16 protein-coding genes are annotated in these 17,062 nt (G+C 67.2%); 12 read left to right on the top strand and 4 right to left on the bottom strand.

What is annotated here, in order from left to right:
- Nucleotides 1-70 precede the first annotated feature (70 nt).
- The 4 genes from hemC to V9L20_RS04020 all read left to right on the top strand — a co-directional run bounded on the left by hemC (nucleotide 71) and on the right by V9L20_RS04020 (nucleotide 4,249).
- Nucleotides 71-997, top strand: coding sequence for a hydroxymethylbilane synthase (hemC, locus tag V9L20_RS04035; RefSeq protein ID WP_258504717.1), 927 nt, complete (start codon nucleotides 71-73; stop codon nucleotides 995-997).
- Nucleotides 998-1,014: 17 nt separating this feature from the next.
- Complete coding sequence (locus V9L20_RS04030; protein ID WP_337295571.1) at nucleotides 1,015-1,788, top strand: uroporphyrinogen-III synthase; 774 nt, start codon at nucleotides 1,015-1,017, stop codon at nucleotides 1,786-1,788.
- Complete coding sequence (locus tag V9L20_RS04025) at nucleotides 1,785-2,876, top strand: uroporphyrinogen-III C-methyltransferase (RefSeq protein WP_337295570.1); 1,092 nt, start codon at nucleotides 1,785-1,787, stop codon at nucleotides 2,874-2,876. The genes V9L20_RS04030 and V9L20_RS04025 overlap by 4 nt, the downstream gene beginning before the upstream one ends.
- 89 nt (nucleotides 2,877-2,965) lie before the next feature.
- The gene (locus V9L20_RS04020) at nucleotides 2,966-4,249 is read left to right on the top strand and encodes a heme biosynthesis protein HemY (protein ID WP_126745735.1); all 1,284 of its coding nucleotides are present in this window, start codon (nucleotides 2,966-2,968) and stop codon (nucleotides 4,247-4,249) included.
- Nucleotides 4,250-4,372: 123 nt separating this feature from the next.
- On the opposite strand, the gene V9L20_RS04015 is transcribed toward V9L20_RS04020, so the two are convergent.
- Nucleotides 4,373-7,624 carry an Rne/Rng family ribonuclease gene (locus V9L20_RS04015; protein ID WP_337295569.1) on the bottom strand — a complete coding sequence of 1,084 codons (3,252 nt, stop codon included), beginning with the start codon at nucleotides 7,622-7,624 and terminating at the stop codon, nucleotides 4,373-4,375.
- A 559-nt stretch (nucleotides 7,625-8,183) separates the two neighbouring features.
- On the opposite strand from V9L20_RS04015, the gene V9L20_RS04010 reads away from it, so the two are divergent.
- From V9L20_RS04010 to V9L20_RS03995, 4 genes are read left to right on the top strand one after another with little or no spacing between them, the layout of a single operon-like run.
- Nucleotides 8,184-9,296 (top strand): RluA family pseudouridine synthase, encoded by a 1,113-nt coding sequence (locus V9L20_RS04010; protein ID WP_337295568.1) that lies wholly within the window; start codon nucleotides 8,184-8,186, stop codon nucleotides 9,294-9,296.
- Nucleotides 9,289-9,960 carry an HAD family hydrolase gene (locus tag V9L20_RS04005; RefSeq protein WP_126745738.1) on the top strand — a complete coding sequence of 224 codons (672 nt, stop codon included), beginning with the start codon at nucleotides 9,289-9,291 and terminating at the stop codon, nucleotides 9,958-9,960. Before V9L20_RS04010 ends, V9L20_RS04005 begins: the two co-directional genes overlap by 8 nt.
- Nucleotides 9,961-9,974: 14 nt before the next feature.
- Complete coding sequence (locus V9L20_RS04000; RefSeq protein ID WP_337295567.1) at nucleotides 9,975-10,346, top strand: Rieske (2Fe-2S) protein; 372 nt, start codon at nucleotides 9,975-9,977, stop codon at nucleotides 10,344-10,346.
- 2 nt (nucleotides 10,347-10,348) lie between these two features.
- Nucleotides 10,349-11,392, top strand: coding sequence for a S49 family peptidase (locus V9L20_RS03995; RefSeq protein ID WP_337295566.1), 1,044 nt, complete (start codon nucleotides 10,349-10,351; stop codon nucleotides 11,390-11,392).
- Nucleotides 11,393-11,412: 20 nt separating this feature from the next.
- Here the strand turns inward: V9L20_RS03995 and V9L20_RS03990 are convergent, their stop codons facing one another.
- Genes V9L20_RS03990 through V9L20_RS03980 form a run of 3 tightly spaced genes read right to left on the bottom strand, consistent with a single transcriptional unit; the run spans nucleotide 11,413 to nucleotide 13,915 of the window.
- The gene (locus tag V9L20_RS03990; protein ID WP_337295565.1) at nucleotides 11,413-12,570 is read right to left on the bottom strand and encodes an MFS transporter; all 1,158 of its coding nucleotides are present in this window, start codon (nucleotides 12,568-12,570) and stop codon (nucleotides 11,413-11,415) included.
- Between the two features lie 2 nt (nucleotides 12,571-12,572).
- Entirely contained in the window at nucleotides 12,573-13,334 is a 762-nt protein-coding gene (locus V9L20_RS03985) for an SAM-dependent methyltransferase (protein ID WP_337295564.1), read from the bottom strand.
- Nucleotides 13,334-13,915 (bottom strand): Maf family protein, encoded by a 582-nt coding sequence (locus V9L20_RS03980; protein ID WP_337295563.1) that lies wholly within the window; start codon nucleotides 13,913-13,915, stop codon nucleotides 13,334-13,336. Before V9L20_RS03980 ends, V9L20_RS03985 begins: the two co-directional genes overlap by 1 nt.
- An 81-nt stretch (nucleotides 13,916-13,996) precedes the next feature.
- Between V9L20_RS03980 and V9L20_RS03975 the strand changes: the two genes are divergently transcribed.
- The 4 genes from V9L20_RS03975 (at nucleotide 13,997) to V9L20_RS03960 (ending at nucleotide 17,019) form a co-directional block, all read left to right on the top strand.
- Complete coding sequence (locus V9L20_RS03975) at nucleotides 13,997-14,554, top strand: YceD family protein (RefSeq protein WP_258504732.1); 558 nt, start codon at nucleotides 13,997-13,999, stop codon at nucleotides 14,552-14,554.
- Nucleotides 14,555-14,700: 146 nt separating this feature from the next.
- Nucleotides 14,701-14,883, top strand: coding sequence for a 50S ribosomal protein L32 (gene rpmF, locus V9L20_RS03970; protein WP_007830466.1), 183 nt, complete (start codon nucleotides 14,701-14,703; stop codon nucleotides 14,881-14,883).
- Nucleotides 14,884-14,944: 61 nt separating this feature from the next.
- A complete protein-coding gene (gene plsX / locus V9L20_RS03965) occupies nucleotides 14,945-16,042 on the top strand; it encodes a phosphate acyltransferase PlsX (protein WP_258504735.1) in 1,098 nt (365 codons plus the stop codon).
- Nucleotides 16,042-17,019: a beta-ketoacyl-ACP synthase III gene (locus V9L20_RS03960; protein ID WP_337295562.1), complete on the top strand. Its 978-nt coding sequence runs from the start codon at nucleotides 16,042-16,044 to the stop codon at nucleotides 17,017-17,019. Before plsX ends, V9L20_RS03960 begins: the two co-directional genes overlap by 1 nt.
- The last annotated feature ends 43 nt before the right edge of the window (nucleotides 17,020-17,062 follow it).

The raw sequence follows: 17,062 nt of genomic DNA, 5'->3' as shown, positions 1-17,062 counted from the left end.
CCTGGACTAGAAAGGAGACGTCGCCTGCGTTGCTGCGGCGCAACATGCTAGCATTCCGGCGGTCTGAAACATGTACTTTTTGGGAGCGATCTTGAGCAACATCGTGATCGCCACGCGCGAAAGCCGGCTGGCCCTGTGGCAAGCCGAACACGTGCAAGCGCTGCTGCAAGAAAGAGGCCACACGGTCAGCCTGCTGGGAATGACCACGCGGGGCGACCAGATCCTCGACAAGTCGCTCAGCAAGGTGGGCGGCAAGGGCCTCTTCGTGAAAGAACTCGAACTCGCCCTGGAAGAAGGCCGCGCCGACATCGCGGTGCATTCGCTCAAGGACGTGCCGATGGATTTGCCCGAGGGCTTTGTGCTGGCCTGCGTGCTGGAGCGCGAAGACCCGCGCGACGCGCTGGTGTCGCCCCGCTACGCCTCGCTGGACGAACTGCCGCAGGGCGCAGTCGTCGGTACCTCCAGCCTGCGGCGCGTGGTGCTGCTGCGCGCCATGCGGCCCGACCTGCGCATCGAGCCGCTGCGGGGCAACCTCGACACCCGGCTGCGCAAGCTCGACGAAGGCCAGTACGACGCCATCGTGCTCGCTGCAGCCGGGCTCAAGCGGCTTGGCCTTGAATCGCGCATCCGGGTTGCGTTCGATCCCGACATCATGCTGCCGGCCGCAGGGCAGGGTGCGCTCGGCATCGAGGTGCGGGCCGACCGCGCCGACCTGATTGCATTGCTCGCGCCGCTGTCGTACCGCAGCGACTGGCTGGCCACCGCCGCCGAGCGCGCGGTGAGCCGTTCGATGGGCGGCAGCTGCTCGATGCCGCTGGCGGCGCACGCGCGCTGGCAGGCCGACGGCACGCTGCGCATCGACGCGGCCTGGGGCGATCCGGAAGGAAACGCCGCGCTGGTGCGGATTCACGCCCAGGCCGAAACGGCCGATTTCGCGCAGGCAGGCGCGCTCGGCGAACGGGCCGCAGACCTGCTGCGCGGCGCAGGCGCGCACTGAGCGCAGACCAAAGACAGATGGCCGCCAAGCCCGTCATCGTCACGCGGCCGGCGCGCGAGGCCGCGCAGTGGGTGGACGACTTTCGCGCCGCAGGGCTGGTTGCTGCGGCACTGCCGTTGATCGTGATCGAACCGGCCGCCGACGCCGAGCCCCTGCGGGCCGCTTGGCGCCGCATCTCGGAATATGCCGCGCTGATGTTCGTGAGCGCGGCTGCAGTGGAGCACTTCTTTTCCTATGCCGAGAAGAATGCCATTGCGGCGGGTCCGCGCTTCTGGGCCACCGGCCCCGGCACGGCGCGCGCCCTTCGGCGCGCCGGCGTGCCCGACGAAGCCATCGACGCACCGCCGCCCGATGCATCGAGCTTCGACTCCGAAGCCTTGTGGGAGCGCGTGAAAGGCCAAGTTTCGGCGGGCGTGCGGGTGCTCATCGTCCGCGGCGGCGACGCGGCGGGAAACCCGAAGGGGCGCGACTGGCTCGCCAATGAAATCGATGCCGCGCGTGGATTGCGCGACACGGTGGTCGCCTACCGCCGCCTGTCGCCCTCATTCGGCGACGAGGAGCGCGCACTCGCACTCGATGGTGCAGAAGGGCGCGCGGTCTGGCTGTTCAGCAGCTCCGAGGCCATCGCCAATTTGCAAGTGGCAATGCCCACGATCGGCTGGCAGGCAGCCAGCGCCGTGGCAACGCACGCACGCATCGGCGAGGCCGCGCGCGCCGCGGGATTCGGATCGGTGCGCGTGTGCAGTCCCCAGCGTGAGGCGTTGATCGCGTCGATAGAATCCTTCTCATGAGTGCCGCGTCTCCGTCCGACGACTTCTCCCCCCCAACTGCCGCCGCGCCGGTGCCCGCAACGCTCGTGGCGCCGCAGTCGCCAGAGGCGCTGGCGGCCGCCGCAACAACGCTCTCCCGTATCGGCTTGGGCCTGCTGGCCCTCGTGTCGCTCGCGGCATTGGCCATTGCGATTGCGCTCTGGCAGAAGGTGAGCGGCATGCAGGAGCAGCTGGCGCGCCAGAGCGCGGATGCGCAGGCCCAGTCGCTCGAGGCGCGCACGCTCGCGCGGCAGGCCATGGACACCGTGCGCGACACCGCAGCGCGCGCCGCCCTTACCGAAACCCGTGTCGCCGAAGTTGCGCTGCAGCGCTCGCAACTCGAAGAACTCATGCAAAGCCTCTCGCGTTCGCGCGACGAGAACCTGGTGGTCGACATCGAATCGGCCGTGCGCCTGGCGCTGCAGCAGGCCCAGGTCACCGGCAGCGTGGAGCCCTTGCTGGCAGCGCTCAAGTCCGGCGACCTGCGTATCGCGCGCGCCGCGCAGCCCAGGCTCGCGCCGCTGCAACGCGCCATGCAGCGCGATGCCGACCGCCTGCGCAGCAGCGCCAGTGCCGACAGCGGCGAGGCGCTGCAGAAACTCGACGAACTGATGCGCAGCGTGGACGACCTGCCGCCGCTCAACGCCGTGGCGACGCGCGGCTCCGGCGTCAACGCCTGGCAGCCAGAGCCCATTCCGGCCGATGCGGCCTGGTGGGAGCGGGCGCTGCTGACCGTGCGTGCCGAACTGCGCTCACTGGTGCGCGTTGGCCGCATCGAGCGCCCCGAAGCCGTGCTGCTGGCGCCCGACCAGACGTACTTTCTGCGCGAGAACCTCAAGCTCAAGCTGCTCAACGCAAGGCTTTCGCTGCTCTCGCGGCAGGTGGATGCCGCGCGCAGCGAGCTCGCCACGGTGTCCGCATCGCTGAACCGCTATTTCGATCCCGCGTCGCGGCGCACGCAAGCGGCCGCCACGCTGCTGCAGCAGCTCCAGGCACAGGTGAAGACCTCCGAACCTCCGCGCATCGATGACACGCTGGCCGCGCTGGCAACCGCAGCGGCGGGGCGCTGACATGAGCCCCCACGCTCATCACTTCGTGTATTCGCTGCCCCCCCAGGGGGCGCAGGCCCCCCTTGGGGCGGCCCGGCGGAGGGCCTGACATGCGGGCGGCACTCTGGCTTCTGGCGCTGTTCGCCATCGCCGCGGCGGTGGCGCTGTTCGCCGGCAACAACCAGGGCACGATCACCGTGTTCTGGCCGCCGTGGCGCGTGGATCTTTCGCTGAACCTGGTACTGGTGATCCTGCTGGGCGCCTTCGCTTTGCTGCATCTTGCGCTGCGGGGCCTGGCGGCGCTGTTCTCTCTTCCGACCCAGGCACGCCAGTGGCGGCTGCAGCAAAAGGAACGCACGCTGCATTCGGCTTTGCTCGATGCCATGGTGCAGTTGCTCTCAGGCCGCTTCTCGCGTGCGCGCAAAGCCGCGCAAGCCGCGCTGGTGCAAGAGAAAACGCTGGCAGCGCTGGGCGCCAACCTGCCGCAGGCGCAGCAGGTCCGCGTGATCTCGCATCTGCTGGCCGCCGAGAGCGCACAAGCATTGCAAGACCGGCCGGCGCGCGATGCCCATCTGCAGCAAGCCCTCAATGAAAGCGTCGACCGGACCGTGCTGGCAAGCCCCGAGACGCGCGAGGGCGTTCAGCTGCGTGCCGCGCGCTGGGCGCTCGAAGACCACGATCCAGCAGGCGCACTGGCCCGGCTCGAAGAGCTTCCGCAAGGCGTGCAGCGCCGAACGCTTGCGCTGCGCATTCGCCTGAAGGCGGCCCGCCAGGACCGGCGCACTTTGGAAGCGCTGGAAACCGCACGCCTGCTTGCCAAGCACCGCGCTTTTTCCGACGCCGCTGCGCAGAGCATCGTGCGCGGCCTGGCCACCGAACTGCTGGGCGGCGCGCACGACCCGGCGCAATTGCTCCGCGCCTGGGGCGAGCTCGATGCCGCCGAGCGCGAAATGCCAGAGGTGGCGATTCACGCCGCCCAGCGCATGGTGGCCTTGCGCGGCGACCTGGCGCTGGCACGCGGCTGGCTGCTGCCGGCCTGGGAGCGCATGGTGTCGCAGCCGCGGGGCCTCGGCGATGCATTGCGCGTCAGGTTGGCGCGCGCGCTCGAGGCGGGGCTCGATTCGGTGGACGCCGATTGGCTCGCCCGCATCGAGACGGCGCAACGCAACAACCCGAGCGACCCCAATCTGCAATACCTGGCCGGCATGGCGTGCATGAAGCGGCAGCTGTGGGGCAAGGCCCAGCAGCTGCTCATGCAGGCCGGCATGGGCTTGCAGGACACGGACCTTTATCGCCGTGCATGGCTCGCGCTGGCCGAACTGGCCGAGGCGCGTGGAGACGCGGAGCAGGCCGCTGCAGCGTGGAAGCGCGCGGCCCAGGCGGAGAAGGCCTGAGCATTCGGCTGCGACGTTGCTGCGGGTCGCTGTTGCCGGCAGGCATCTCTTCGTTTCCCCCTAAAAAAACGGCGCCAATCGGCGCCGTTTTTTATTGCGTCAGGCCCGAGGGCCTGAGCATCTTCAGTTCACGCCTTGCGCGTCGGTCGATGCCTTCTCGAAAGGCAGCGTCATCGCGCTGAGCTCGCGGCGGGTTTCAACCAGCACCAGCGGACCTTCATCGAGCGTGATCGCGGGCGGGCGTTCGCGCGGCACATGCACCGGCTTCGGCTCGGCCGCGATGGCGGCGCGGGCCTGTGCAATGCGCTCTGCATCGGAGTTGACCCACTGCAGACCCGAGCGCTCGGCGATTTGCGCGAGTTCGTTCAGCGGCAGTTCGAAGGGCTGAACCTTAGGCAGGGCACGGCCGTTGGCTGCGGGCTTGCTGCTGCTCTTTTCGACGGCAATCGGTGCCGCGGCGGGAGCGGGAGCGAAGCTTGCCACCGGTGCAACTGCTTCCACAGGCGCAACGGCTTGCACAGGTGCCACCGGCGCGGCAACCGGTGCAGGCGCCGCTGCAGGGCGGTCGAAGTAGCTCCGCGGTGCTGCGGGTGCACGCGATTCTTCTTCGGGCATTGCGGCGCGGGCTTCGTTCGGCTCGGCCACGGCGTTGTCGGCCGATGCGCCCGCCACGTTGGCTTCGCTTTCGTCGCGCGGACCGCGTTCACGGCGGTCGCGGCCGTAACGGTCGCGCGAACGGCCGCGGCGCTCGTCGCCTTCACGGCGCGGTGCCTGATCGTTGGCATCGGTTTCGCCTTCAGCGCCCGGAGCGACGGCAGTTGCCTCGTCGGCGGGTGCCTGTGCTTCGCCGTTGGCAAAGCGCGGCTGGCCTTCATTGCGGCGCTCACGGCGGCCGTCGTTGCGCTCGCCACGCTGGCCACGCTCTTCACGGCCATTGCGCGGTGCGCGCTCGGCTTGCGAGCCGTCCTGCGGAGCGACGTTGTTGTCGTCGCCGGACGCTTCGCGCGGTGCGTCGGTGCCATTGCGCTGTTCGTTGCGCTCACCGCGTTCGCCACGGTCCGCACGTTCGCCGCGCTCACCGCCACGTTCACGGCGTTCGCCGCGGGCGCGGGGCGCGCGTTCTGCCGGGGCATTGCTTTCGTCGCCGGTGGGCGCGAGTTGCTGCGCTTCGAGGTTGCCGTCGATCAGCTCGGCCGATGCGGGCCGTGCTTCGCGGCCTTCGCCTTCGCGGCGCTCGCCGCGGCCACCACGGCGCTGTTCGCCTTCGCGCGGACCGCGTGCTTCACGGGGTTCGCGCTGTTCGCGGGGCTCGCGCTGTTCACGCGGTTCGCGTTGCTCGCGCGGCAGTGCGGCTTCGTTGCGCAGTTCGCCGCTGCGGCCTTCGCGGCCTTCGCGGCCTTCGCGTCCTTCACCACGGCGCTCGCCACCGCGACCGCCGCGGCGTTCGCCGTCGCGGCCGCCGGAACGGCCACCGTTTTCGCTGCGGCCTTCGCCGCCGCGGCCACCGCGGCGCTGCTCGCCGTCGCGGGCGCCGCGTGCTTCGCCGTCACGGCCGGAACGGCCGCCATCACGGCGCGCGGGCTTCGGCGCTTCCACGGGAATCACGGCAGGTGCGGGCGCCGGTGCCGGCGTGCCGCCGAACCAGCTCTTGATGCGAGCGAAGAAGCCCATTTCGGCCGGTGCGGGTGCGCTTGCCACGGGCGGTGCAACCGGCGCCGGAGCAACGGCGGGCGTGCGCACGGCTTCGGGCTTGGGCGGCACCACGGGTGCCGGTGCGTCGGGCAGCACACCCTTGATGACCGGCGTCTGCTTGTTGGTCGGTTCCTGCGAACGGCGCGTGACGGCCGTCGGGTCTTCGATCTCGTCAGCCATCTTGTAGCTGGCTTCGATGTGGTCGAGGCGCGGATCGTCGTGCTTCAGGCGTTCGAGCTTGTAGTTCGGCGTTTCGAGCGTCTTGTTGGGCACCATCAGCACGGTGACGCGCTGCTTGAGCTCGATCTTGGCGATTTCAGGGCGCTTTTCGTTCAGCAGGAACGACGCCACTTCGACGGGCACCTGAACGTGCACGGCGGCCGTGTTGTCCTTCAGGCACTCTTCCTGGATGACGCGCAGGATCTGCAGCGCGCTCGATTCGGTGTCGCGGATGTGGCCCGAGCCGCCGCAGCGGGGGCAGGGGATCGACGAACCTTCGCTGAGCGCCGGCTTCAGGCGCTGGCGGCTCATTTCCATCAGGCCGAACTTGCTGATGGAGCCGAACTGCACGCGGGCGCGGTCTTGCCGGAGCGCGTCGCGCAGGCGGCTTTCGACTTCGCGGCGGTTCTTCGACTCGTCCATGTCGATGAAGTCGATGACGATCAGGCCGCCCAGGTCGCGCAGGCGCATCTGGCGGGCCACTTCGTCGGCGGCTTCGAGGTTGGTGCGGGTGGCGGTTTCTTCGATGTCGCCGCCCTTGATGGCGCGGGCCGAGTTCACGTCGACCGAGACCAGCGCCTCGGTGTGGTCGATCACGATGGCGCCGCCCGAGGGCAGCTGCACGGTGCGGGCGTAGGCCGATTCGATCTGGTGCTCGATCTGGAAGCGGCTGAACAGCGCCGCGTCGTCGCGGTACCGCTTCACGCGGGCGGCATGCTCGGGCATGACGTGCGCCATGAACTGCTGCGCCTGGTCGTAGATGTCGTCGGTGTCGATCAGGATGTCGCCGATGTCGTGATTGAAATAGTCACGAATGGCGCGAATGACGAGCGACGATTCCTGATAGATCAGGAAGGCGCCCTTGCCGCCCTTGGCCGCGCCGTCGATGGCCGTCCAGAGCTTGAGCAGGTAGTTCAGGTCCCACTGGAGTTCGGGCGCCGAGCGGCCGATGCCGGCGGTGCGCGCGATGATGCTCATGCCCTTCGGGTACTCGAGCTGGTCCATCGCCTCCTTGAGTTCGGCGCGGTCGTCGCCCTCGATGCGCCGGCTCACGCCGCCGCCGCGCGGGTTGTTGGGCATCAGCACCACATAGCGGCCGGCCAGCGAAATGAAGGTGGTGAGGGCTGCGCCCTTGTTGCCGCGTTCTTCCTTCTCGACCTGGACGACCAGTTCCTGGCCTTCCTTGATGACGTCCTGGATGCGTGCCTGGTTGGCAGAAACGCCTTCGGCGAAGTATTGCTTGGAGATTTCCTTGAACGGCAGGAAGCCGTGGCGGTCTTCGCCGTAGTCGACGAAACAGGCTTCGAGCGAGGGCTCGACGCGCGTGACAACGGCCTTGTAGATGTTGCCCTTGCGCTGTTCGCGCCCTTCGATCTCGATTTCGTAGTCGAGCAGCTTTTGCCCGTCGACGATGGCCAGGCGGCGTTCTTCGGCCTGCGTGGCATTGATCAGCATCCGCTTCATGATGCGTTGTCCTTATATGTATCGTTCTACCGGCCCATGACGGGCCAACGATGCACGGACGACGCCCGCGAAACGAGGGGAATTGCCGCTTGGCCCCGGATGCTGTCACTGCCGCGGCAAGCGCGAGCAGGCCTCTTGAACGTCAGTTCAAGAAGACAGCCGGGGTGGGGGCGCGTGGATGGGCGCGAGCCAGATTCGGTGTTGAGCAGCTATCTTATTGATAGCTGGTTGCGCAATGGTGGCGCGCGGTGCGGATGATTCAATGCCTGAGGCCGCTGGCAAAAGCCAGGTGGGCCAACGCAGGCACAGTTGAATCAGCAGCATCAACACAAGGGACTCGCTTCGATCCGCCTGCAGCTTGGAAGCTGCAGGCTGGGTATTCCGTATCGGTGTTTCGTGGGTGTCGGCTTGACTTGGGCGCAGGGGCTGCCACTTTGCGCAATTGCGCGGGGTTTGCAGTCTCGGCGCCAAAGCGGCATCGACCTCGCAGCGTTGTCCTGGGCGTTTGACTGCAGTGATCTAAACTTCTGTCTAATCAAGCACTTACACGACCGCGCTGGTGAAAAACATTATAGGTGCGAAGCGAAGCCCCGCGGCCGCTCCAAATCCCGCAGTTCCGGATCCCGCGGCTCAAAAAGCCGCGGAGGGTGCGGGGGCGCCGCACGCCTCCATCAAATTCATTACCGTGGATGCGGAATCCGCGGGCCAGCGGCTCGACAACTTCCTGTTCCGCCACCTGAAAGGCGTGCCCAAGACGCACGTCTACCGGATCATCCGGTCGGGCGAGGTGCGCATCAACAAGGGGCGGGCGCAGGCCGAAACCCGCATCGAGGTGGGCGACGTGCTGCGGCTGCCGCCGGTGCGCATATCTGCCCGCGCCGAAGAAGGCGCCACGCCGCCCGCGCCGCCGCGCGAATTTCCGGTGCTGCTGGAAGACGACGCGGTGCTGGCCATCGACAAGCCGGCCGGGGTGGCGGTGCATGGCGGCAGCGGTGTGAGCTTTGGCGTGATCGAGCAACTGCGTACCGCGCGGCCGGCCGCCAAGTTCCTGGAACTGGTGCATCGGCTCGACCGCGAGACCTCGGGCATTTTGCTGGTCGCCAAGAAGCGCAGCGCACTGGTGGCGCTGCAAGACCAGTTCCGCGACCGCGAAACGGGCAAGACCTATCTTGCGCTGGTCGAGGGCGCCTGGCCCGCCAACAAGAAGGTGCTCGATGCGCCGCTTGCCAAATACCTGCTGCCGGGTGATGGCGCCGGTGCCGGCGAGCGTCGTGTGCGCGTGGTCGCCAAGGACCATCCCGACGCGATGCGCGCCGTCACGCTGGTGCGCGTGCTGGCGCGGCTCACGCTGCCGGGCGACGCCACGCCGCTGTCATTGCTGGCGGTCACCATCAAGACCGGCCGCACTCATCAGATTCGCGTGCACCTTGCTTCGGCCGGCCATCCGATTGCGGGCGACGACAAGTACGGCGACTTCGAGCGCCAGCGCACGCTGCAAAAACTCGGCCTCAAGCGCATGTTCCTGCACGCCTGGCGCTTGCAGTTCAGCCACCCAGCGACCGGCGAGCGCGTGGCGCTGCAGGCCAGCCTGCCGCCTGAACTGCACGGCTTGATGCCCCCGCAGGCGCTCGAGGCGCTCGCCCAACATCCCACTCCCACGGCCAATGACTGATTCTTCCCGACCCCTGCGCTTCGATCTGATCGCCTTTGATTGGGACGGCACGCTTTACGACTCCACGCGGCTCATCGTGCGCTGCATTCAGGCGGCCGTGATCGATGTCGGCGGCGCCAAGCCGAGCGAAAACGATGCCGCATGGGTCATCGGCCTGGGCCTGGCCGAGGCCCTGGCGCGCGCGGCCCCCGATGTGCCGAAGGAAAAATACGCCGAGCTCGGCGCGCGCTACCGCTATCACTATCTGCAACACCAGGACGACCTGGTGCTGTTCGACGGCGTGCTGCAGATGATCGATGCCCTGCGCGCGCGCGGCCACAAGCTGGCCGTGGCCACGGGCAAGTCGCGCCGCGGATTGAACGAGGCGCTGAAGACGGTCGCGCTGCGCGACCGTTTCGATGCGTCGCGCACCGCCGACGAGACATTCGGCAAGCCGCATCCGCGCATGCTGCTGGAGCTGATGGAAGAGCTCGAGGTGCCGGCCGAACGCACCCTGATGATCGGCGACACCACGCACGACCTGCAGCTGGCGCTGAATGCCGGATGCGCGAGCGTGGGCGTGAGCTACGGAGCGCACGAGCCCGAAAGCTTCGACGCGCTGAAGCCGCTGTTCATTGCCCACTCGGTGGCCAGCCTCGAGGCATGGCTCCTGGACAACGCCTGAGCGAAGATCTTGCGATGAGCGAAGAAGAGCCCATTCCCCTTTGCAACGCCTCGGACCTGGTCGAAGGCAGCCTCGCCATACCTTTCGACGTGGTCTACGGCGGCGAAACCTGCCGTGCTTTTGCAGTGCGCTTCGAAGGGCAGCCGCACGCCTACCTGAACCGATGCAGCCACGTGGCCATGGAGATGGATTTTCAGCCCGACCGCTTCTTCGACGACAGCGGCCAGTGGCTGCTCTGCGCCACCCACGGCGCGGTCTACAAGCCGGACACCGGCGAATGCGCCGGCGGCCCGTGCCGCGGCGGCCTGGTGAAGATCGCCCTCAGCGAACGTGACGGCGTGGTGCACTGGCATACTGCCTGGAACCTCCATCCCCTGACCTTTTGACAATGACCGACCCGAACCGCACGGAACCTGAAGGTTTTGATCCTTTTGAGCCGGCCACTCCCATTGCGTCTTCTCAAGGCGCGCCGAAAAACATGGCCAAAGACCCCACGCAGCGTCCCGGGTGGGAGCGCGCAACGCTCGAGAAACTCGCCTTCGCCTCCCTGAACGAGCAGAAGGCCGCACGCCGCTGGAAGACCTTTACGCGTCTGTCGTGGCTCGCCTTCTTCATCTTCCTGGTCTGGCTGGCCATGTCGCGCAGCACGCCGAGCACCGCCAAGACCACGGCCCACACGGCGGTTGTCGAGATCAAGGGCGAAATTGCCAACGGCGGCGACGCGAGCGCCGAATTCGTCATTGCCGCAATGAAGACGGCCTTCGAGGACGAGGGCGCCAAAGGTATCGTGCTGCTCATCAATTCGCCCGGCGGAAGCCCCGTGCAGGCCGGCATCATCAGCGACGAGATCAAGCGGCTGAAGGCCAAGCACAAGAAGCCGGTGTATGCCGTGGTCGAAGAAACCTGCGCCTCAGCCGCCTATTACATTGCCGCCGCCACCGACAAGATCTTCGTCGACAAGGCCAGCATCGTCGGCAGCATCGGCGTGCTGATGGATGGCTTCGGCTTTACCGGCGTGATGGAAAAGGTCGGCGTCGAGCGCCGGCTGCTGACGGCCGGAGACAACAAGGGCTTTCTCGACCCGTTCAGCCCCATGAGCGATGCGCAGCGCGCGCACGCCCAGGCCATGCTGAACCAGATTCACCAGCAGTTCATCAACGTGGTGAAGGCGGGGCGCGGCGACCGGCTCAAGCTCGATACCCCGGGCCTTTTCAGCGGACTCTTCTGGAGCGGCGAGCAGGCCGTCGAATTCGGCCTGGCGGACCAGCTGGGCAATGTCGACTACGTGGCACGCGAAGTCATCAAGGCCGAAGAGGTGACCGATTACACCCGCCGCGACAACGTGGCCGAAAAACTCGCCAAGAAGTTCGGCGCCGCCATGGGCGACGCCACGGTGCGCTCGCTGCAGTCCGCCGCCCCGGCGCTGCGCTAAGGCTTCCCCCGGCGGCCGGCTCAGGCGGGCTGGTCGCCGCCGCTGTTCGTGTATCGGGCGGAGGCCGCAAGCGCCACGGCAAACACCACCACCACATACAGCGCGGCCGTCAGCGAACTGGCCCGTGCCAGCAAGCCGATGACTGCCGGCCCGGCCATGAACCCGAGATAGGCCACGGCCGAGACGGCGGCAATGCCGGTGGCGGGTTCGACGCCGGGCACGCGCGCCGATGCGCCGAACAGAATCGGCACCACGTTCGCGAAACCGACGCCCACGCCCGCAAAGCCGATCAGCGCAAGCCAGGGGAGGTTTGTCAGCAGCACCAGCGTCATGGCCGCCGCCGCCAGCACGCCGCTGCCGAGCAGCAGCGCGGCCGGCGAAAAGCGGGCGCGCATGGCGTCGCCGCCGAAGCGCGCGGCCGCCATCGCCGCCGAGAAGCTCGCGTACGCCAGCGCGGCCTGCTTTTGCGGGCTGCCGAGTTCCTGCTGCATGTAGAGCACGCTCCAGTCGTAGATGGCGCCCTCGGCAATCAGGCCCAGCGCCGCGAGCACGCCCAGCACCGCAAGCGCGCCGCGGGGCAGCCGGAATTTGCGGTCTGCGGCAGTTGCATCGCTTGCGGCCGGCGGGTTGGGCAGCATGCGCATCGAAGACACGGCCACCAGCAGCGCCATGGCGCCCGCAACCCACAGCAGGTGCGCCTGCGCGCCCAGGCCTGCCGCGAGTGCGGCGCTGCCGCTCGCGGCTCCGGCCATGCCGCCCAGGCTGAACATGCCGTGCATGCCGCTCATCAGCGGCGTGCCGCCATGCAGTTCGAGCTGCGCCGCTTCGGTATTGATGGCCACGTCGAACACGCTGGTCACCAGGCCGAAGGCCGCCAGCAACGCCAGCAGGGCGAGGTAGCCGGGCATGGCGATGAGCCCGGCCAACAGCAGTGCGTAGACGCAGCCGCAGACGGCCGCCATGCGCCGGGGGCCGTGGCGCCCGATCCAGCGGCCGGCGCTGGTCAGGCCGTACATCGCACCGGCACCGGCCGCGAGCATTGCGAGGCCGAGCTGGGCCTCGTCGATGCCGTAGTGGGCCTTGACGGTGGGAACGTGCACGCCCCAGGTCGCAAAGATGAAGCCGGAGGAAAAGAACTGCGCGCGAGAGGCCCAGCGGGTGCTGGCGGTGACCACCATCGTCAACGCCCGATCGCGAACACCGCGGGCAGGCGTTCGTCCGTAGCGGCGCCGGGCGCCTTGGCGCGCCAGACCTTCACTGTTTCGCTGCGCACGTGGGCGGTTGCCAGCGTGAGGCCGCGCGCCACCGCAAGGCGGGTGTTGTGCTGGAGCGTTTGCACCAGCGCCTGGAGCAGCGCGGCGTTGCGATAGGGGGTCTCGATGAAAAGCTGCGTCTGGCCGGTCTTGAGCGCCAGCGCCTCGAGCTCGCGGATGCGGCTTTGCCGCTCGCCCGAGTCCTGGGGCAGGTAGCCGACGAAAGCGAAGTTCTGGCCGTTGAGGCCGCTCGCGGCCAATGCGAGCAGCAGCGACACCGGACCGGTGAGCGGCACCACGGCAATGCCCAGGTCATGCGCGGCGCGCGCCACCGAAGAGCCCGGGTCTGCCACAGCCGGCATGCCGGCTTCGCTCAGCAGGCCGATGTCGTGGCCTTCGAGAGCCGCAGCCAGCAAGGGCCGGGCATCGAATTGACCGGCGTGGTCGCCCTTCTTGTGCACTTCGCGCGGCAACTCCCGGATGTCCTGCGCCTGCAGGGGAGCCGCCAGCGGAACGACGGCATCGATCCGCTTCAGGTACGCGCGCGCCGACTTGGCGTTTTCGCAGATCCAGTGGGTAATGCCGGCGGCCGCCTGCAGCGTGCCGAGGGGCAGGGCGTCCTGGAGCGGTGCCTGGGTGTCGCAGCCGAAGTCGAGCGGTGCGGGTACGAGATAGAGCTTGCCCGGCATCACAGCAATTCGACTCCGGCGGAACGCAGCATGCGGCAGGTGCGAATCAGCGGCAGGCCGACCAGGGCGGTGGGGTCGTCGCTGTCGATGGCGCTCAGCAATGCGATGCCGAGTCCTTCGCTCTTGGCGCTGCCCGCGCAGTCGTAGGGCTGTTCGGCCTGCAGGTAGCGCTCGATGGCCGCATCGCTGAGGTCCCGGAAAACGACCCGGACCGGCGCCAGATCGCGTTCGACAAAGCCGGTAGCTTGGCAAACGACGGCCACGGCAGTCTGGAATATCAGCGTCTGGCCGCGCATCTTGCGCAACTGGGCCGTGGCGCGCGCGTGGTCGCCGGGCTTGCCGAGCGCCTCGCCGGCCAGGTCGGCCACCTGGTCCGAGCCGATCACCACGGCCTCGGGAAAGCGTGCGGCCACGGCGCGGGCCTTTTCCAATGCCAGGCGCTCGGCCAGTTCGCGCGGGGTTTCGCCGGGAAGCGCGGTTTCGTCGACATCCGGGGGCTGCACGTCGAAGGGCAAATGAAGGCGGTTCAGCAGTTCGCGCCGGTAGCGCGAGGTCGAAGCAAGAATCAGGGGGCGTTGCATGGAGACGATTGTGCGTGAGGCCGCAAGAGCCTTTGGCCGCACTGCGCCAATTCCCCCGGCTGGCGCGCTAGACTGGTGCGGATGAAGAGAGAATTTGTTCCCCAGCGGCTCGACGTGGCCGCCTTTGCCGCTGAAGCCGCGGTGCTTTCAGCTGGCGACCCGGTGCCTGATTACTCCCGGCTGGCGCAAGAACTGGCCGCACCGGCGCCAGAAGCCCTGGTGCACTGGGAGGCGACCGGTGAACAGCGCACCGGCGCCGACGGCAAGGCCGAACCCTGGCTGCACCTGGTGGCCGAAACGACGGTGCCGCTGGTGTGCCAGCGCTGCCTGGCACCGGTTGATACGCTTGTTGCATCCGACCGCTGGTTCCGTTTTGTGGCCGATGAGGCCACCGCCGACGCCGAAGACGACGAATCCGAAGAAGACCTGCTGGTCGTGAGCCGCGATTTCGACCTGCATGCCCTCATCGAGGACGAGCTTTTGATGGAAATCCCCGTCATGCCCGTCCACGAGGTGTGCCCCACGCCGATCCAGCTTTCGTCCAGCGACGAGGACTTCAAGGCGGCCGAAGAGGCCAAGCCCAACCCGTTTGCGGTGCTCGGCGCGTTGCGTTCGCGCAAGCCGGAAGAGGGCAAGTAGCCCTTTCTCGCAGGCTGGGCTATAATCATGGGCTTCGCGCGCGCCGCCGTGAGCAGCAAGACAGACAAAGGCATTCCATACATGCCCCTGTATTGCCACCGCAAGAGAGCGCATCCACTCACTCACCTAACAGTCCAGGAGCCATCATGGCCGTCCAGCAAAACAAGAAGTCGCCTTCCAAGCGCGGCATGCACCGTTCCCACAATGCGCTGGTCGTGCCCGGCATTGCCGTGGAACCGACCACCGGTGAAACGCACCTGCGTCACCACATCAGCCCGAACGGTTTCTACCGTGGCCGTCAGGTCCTCAAGAACAAGTCCGAAGCCTGATTTCGCATCCCAAGGCCGAGGCCCGAAGCTACTTTTGCTGTAGCGTCGGGCCTTTGTTTTGATGGTTACGTCTTCCTCCTCCGAATCCTCCGCCGCGCCCGCCGCAATCACGCTAGCCGTGGATTGCATGGGTGGCGATCATGGGCCGCGCGTCACGCTTGCGGCCTGCCGCGCGTTTCTCGATCGGCATGCGGAAGCATCGCTGCTCCTGGTCGGCGCACCTGCGGCCCTGGCCGCTTTCGGCGAACACCCGCGGGCACGCATCGTTGCCGCCAGCGAAGTGGTGGGCATGGACGACCCGGTCGAAATTGCACTGCGCAAGAAGAAAGACTCTTCGATGCGTATCGCAATTCAGCAAGTCAAGGACGGTGCCGCCCAAGCCGCCATCTCGGCCGGCAACACGGGCGCGCTGATGGCAATTGCGCGCTACCTGCTCAAAACGCTCGACGGCATCGACCGCCCGGCGATCGCTCCGCAACTGCCGAACATCAAGGGCGGCGCCACCACCGTGCTCGACCTGGGTGCGAATGTCGACTGCGACGCTGAAGACCTGCTGCAGTTTGCCGTGCTCGGCTCGGCGCTGGTTTCCGCGCTCACGGGCAACGAGTCGCCTTCGGTCGGCTTGCTCAACGTGGGCGAAGAAGCGATCAAGGGCAGCGAAACAATCAAAAAAGCGAGCCAACTGCTTCGTACTGCGGCTAATTCCAAAGATTTGAACTTCTACGGAAACGTGGAAGGCAACGATATCTTCAAGGGAACGACCGACATCGTCGTGTGTGACGGTTTTGTCGGGAACGTTGCGCTGAAGGCGAGCGAAGGCGTCGCGTCAATGATCGGCGAATTCATTCGCGTGGAATTTTCGCGGAGCATTTTCACCAAGGCTGCAGCTATCGTTGCCTATCCGGTGCTAAAAGCGTTTAAAAATCGCCTGGATCACCGTCGTTACAACGGTGCGGCCTTGTTGGGCCTGCGCGGGCTGGTTTTCAAGAGCCATGGCTCGGCTGACGAAGTGGCTTTCGGCCATGCGCTGGATCGCGCTTATGATGCCGCTCGCAACAACCTGCTCGATCGCGTGCGGGCCCGCATCGCCCACGCCGCGCCTTTGCTCGCGCGGCAGGAGCCAGCGGTGCCAGCGGACGCGACGGCCCTTCACGCTTGATGAGCCCTTATTCACGCATCACCGGCACTGGCAGCTATCTGCCTCCGCGCCGGGTGACCAATGACGACCTTGCCAAGGAATTGGCAACGCGCGGCATCGAAACCTCGGATCAATGGATCGTCGAGCGCACCGGCATCCACGCGCGCCATTTCGCGGCGCCCGAGGTGACGAGCAGCGATCTCGGCCTTGAAGCCGCCCGAAGCGCCCTAGAGGCTGCGGGACGCAAGGCGGAAGAGGTCGATCTGATCATCGTGGCCACGTCGACGCCCGACATGGTGTTTCCGTCGTCGGCCGCCATCCTTCAGAACAAGCTCGGCATCGCCGGTTGCCCGGCGTTCGACGTGCAGGCGGTCTGCAGCGGCTTTGTCTATGCGCTGACCGTGGCCGACGCCATGATTCGCACCGGCACCGCGCGTTGCGCGCTGGTGGTCGGCGCCGAAGTGTTCTCGCGCATTCTCGATTTCAACGACCGCACCACCTGCGTGCTGTTCGGCGACGGCGCCGGCGCCGTGGTGCTCGAAGCGAGCGAAGAGCCCGGCATCCTGGCGAGCGACCTGCATGCGGACGGCAAGCACGTCGGCATTCTTTGCGTGCCGGGCCATGTGTCCGGCGGCAACGTGCTGGGTACGCCCCTGCTGCATATGGACGGCCAGGCCGTGTTCAAGCTGGCAGTGCGCGTGCTCGAAGAAGCCGCGCGTGCCACGCTCGCAAAAGCCGGCAAGACCGACGCCGACATCGACTGGCTCATTCCGCACCAAGCCAACATCCGCATCATGGAAGGCACGGCCAAGAAGCTGAAGCTTCCGCGCGAGAAGCTCATCGTCACGGTCAACGAGCACGGCAATACCTCGGCCGCCTCGATTCCGCTTGCGCTTGATGAAGCCGTGCGCTCCGGCAAGGTGAAAAAGGGCGAAACCGTCATGCTCGAAGGTGTGGGCGGTGGCTTCACCTGGGGCGCGGTGCTATTGAACTTGTAGCGTGTTGCGGCGCCTGTAGGGGCCGCAGTGCGACATGACGCTT

The sequence above is a fragment of the Variovorax sp. CCNWLW225 genome (assembly GCF_037204045.1).
Classification (GTDB): Bacteria; Pseudomonadota; Gammaproteobacteria; order Burkholderiales; family Burkholderiaceae_C; genus Variovorax.
The sequence above is the reverse complement of the archived record's forward strand: the minus strand, read 5'-3'. Positions and strand labels throughout refer to the sequence as shown.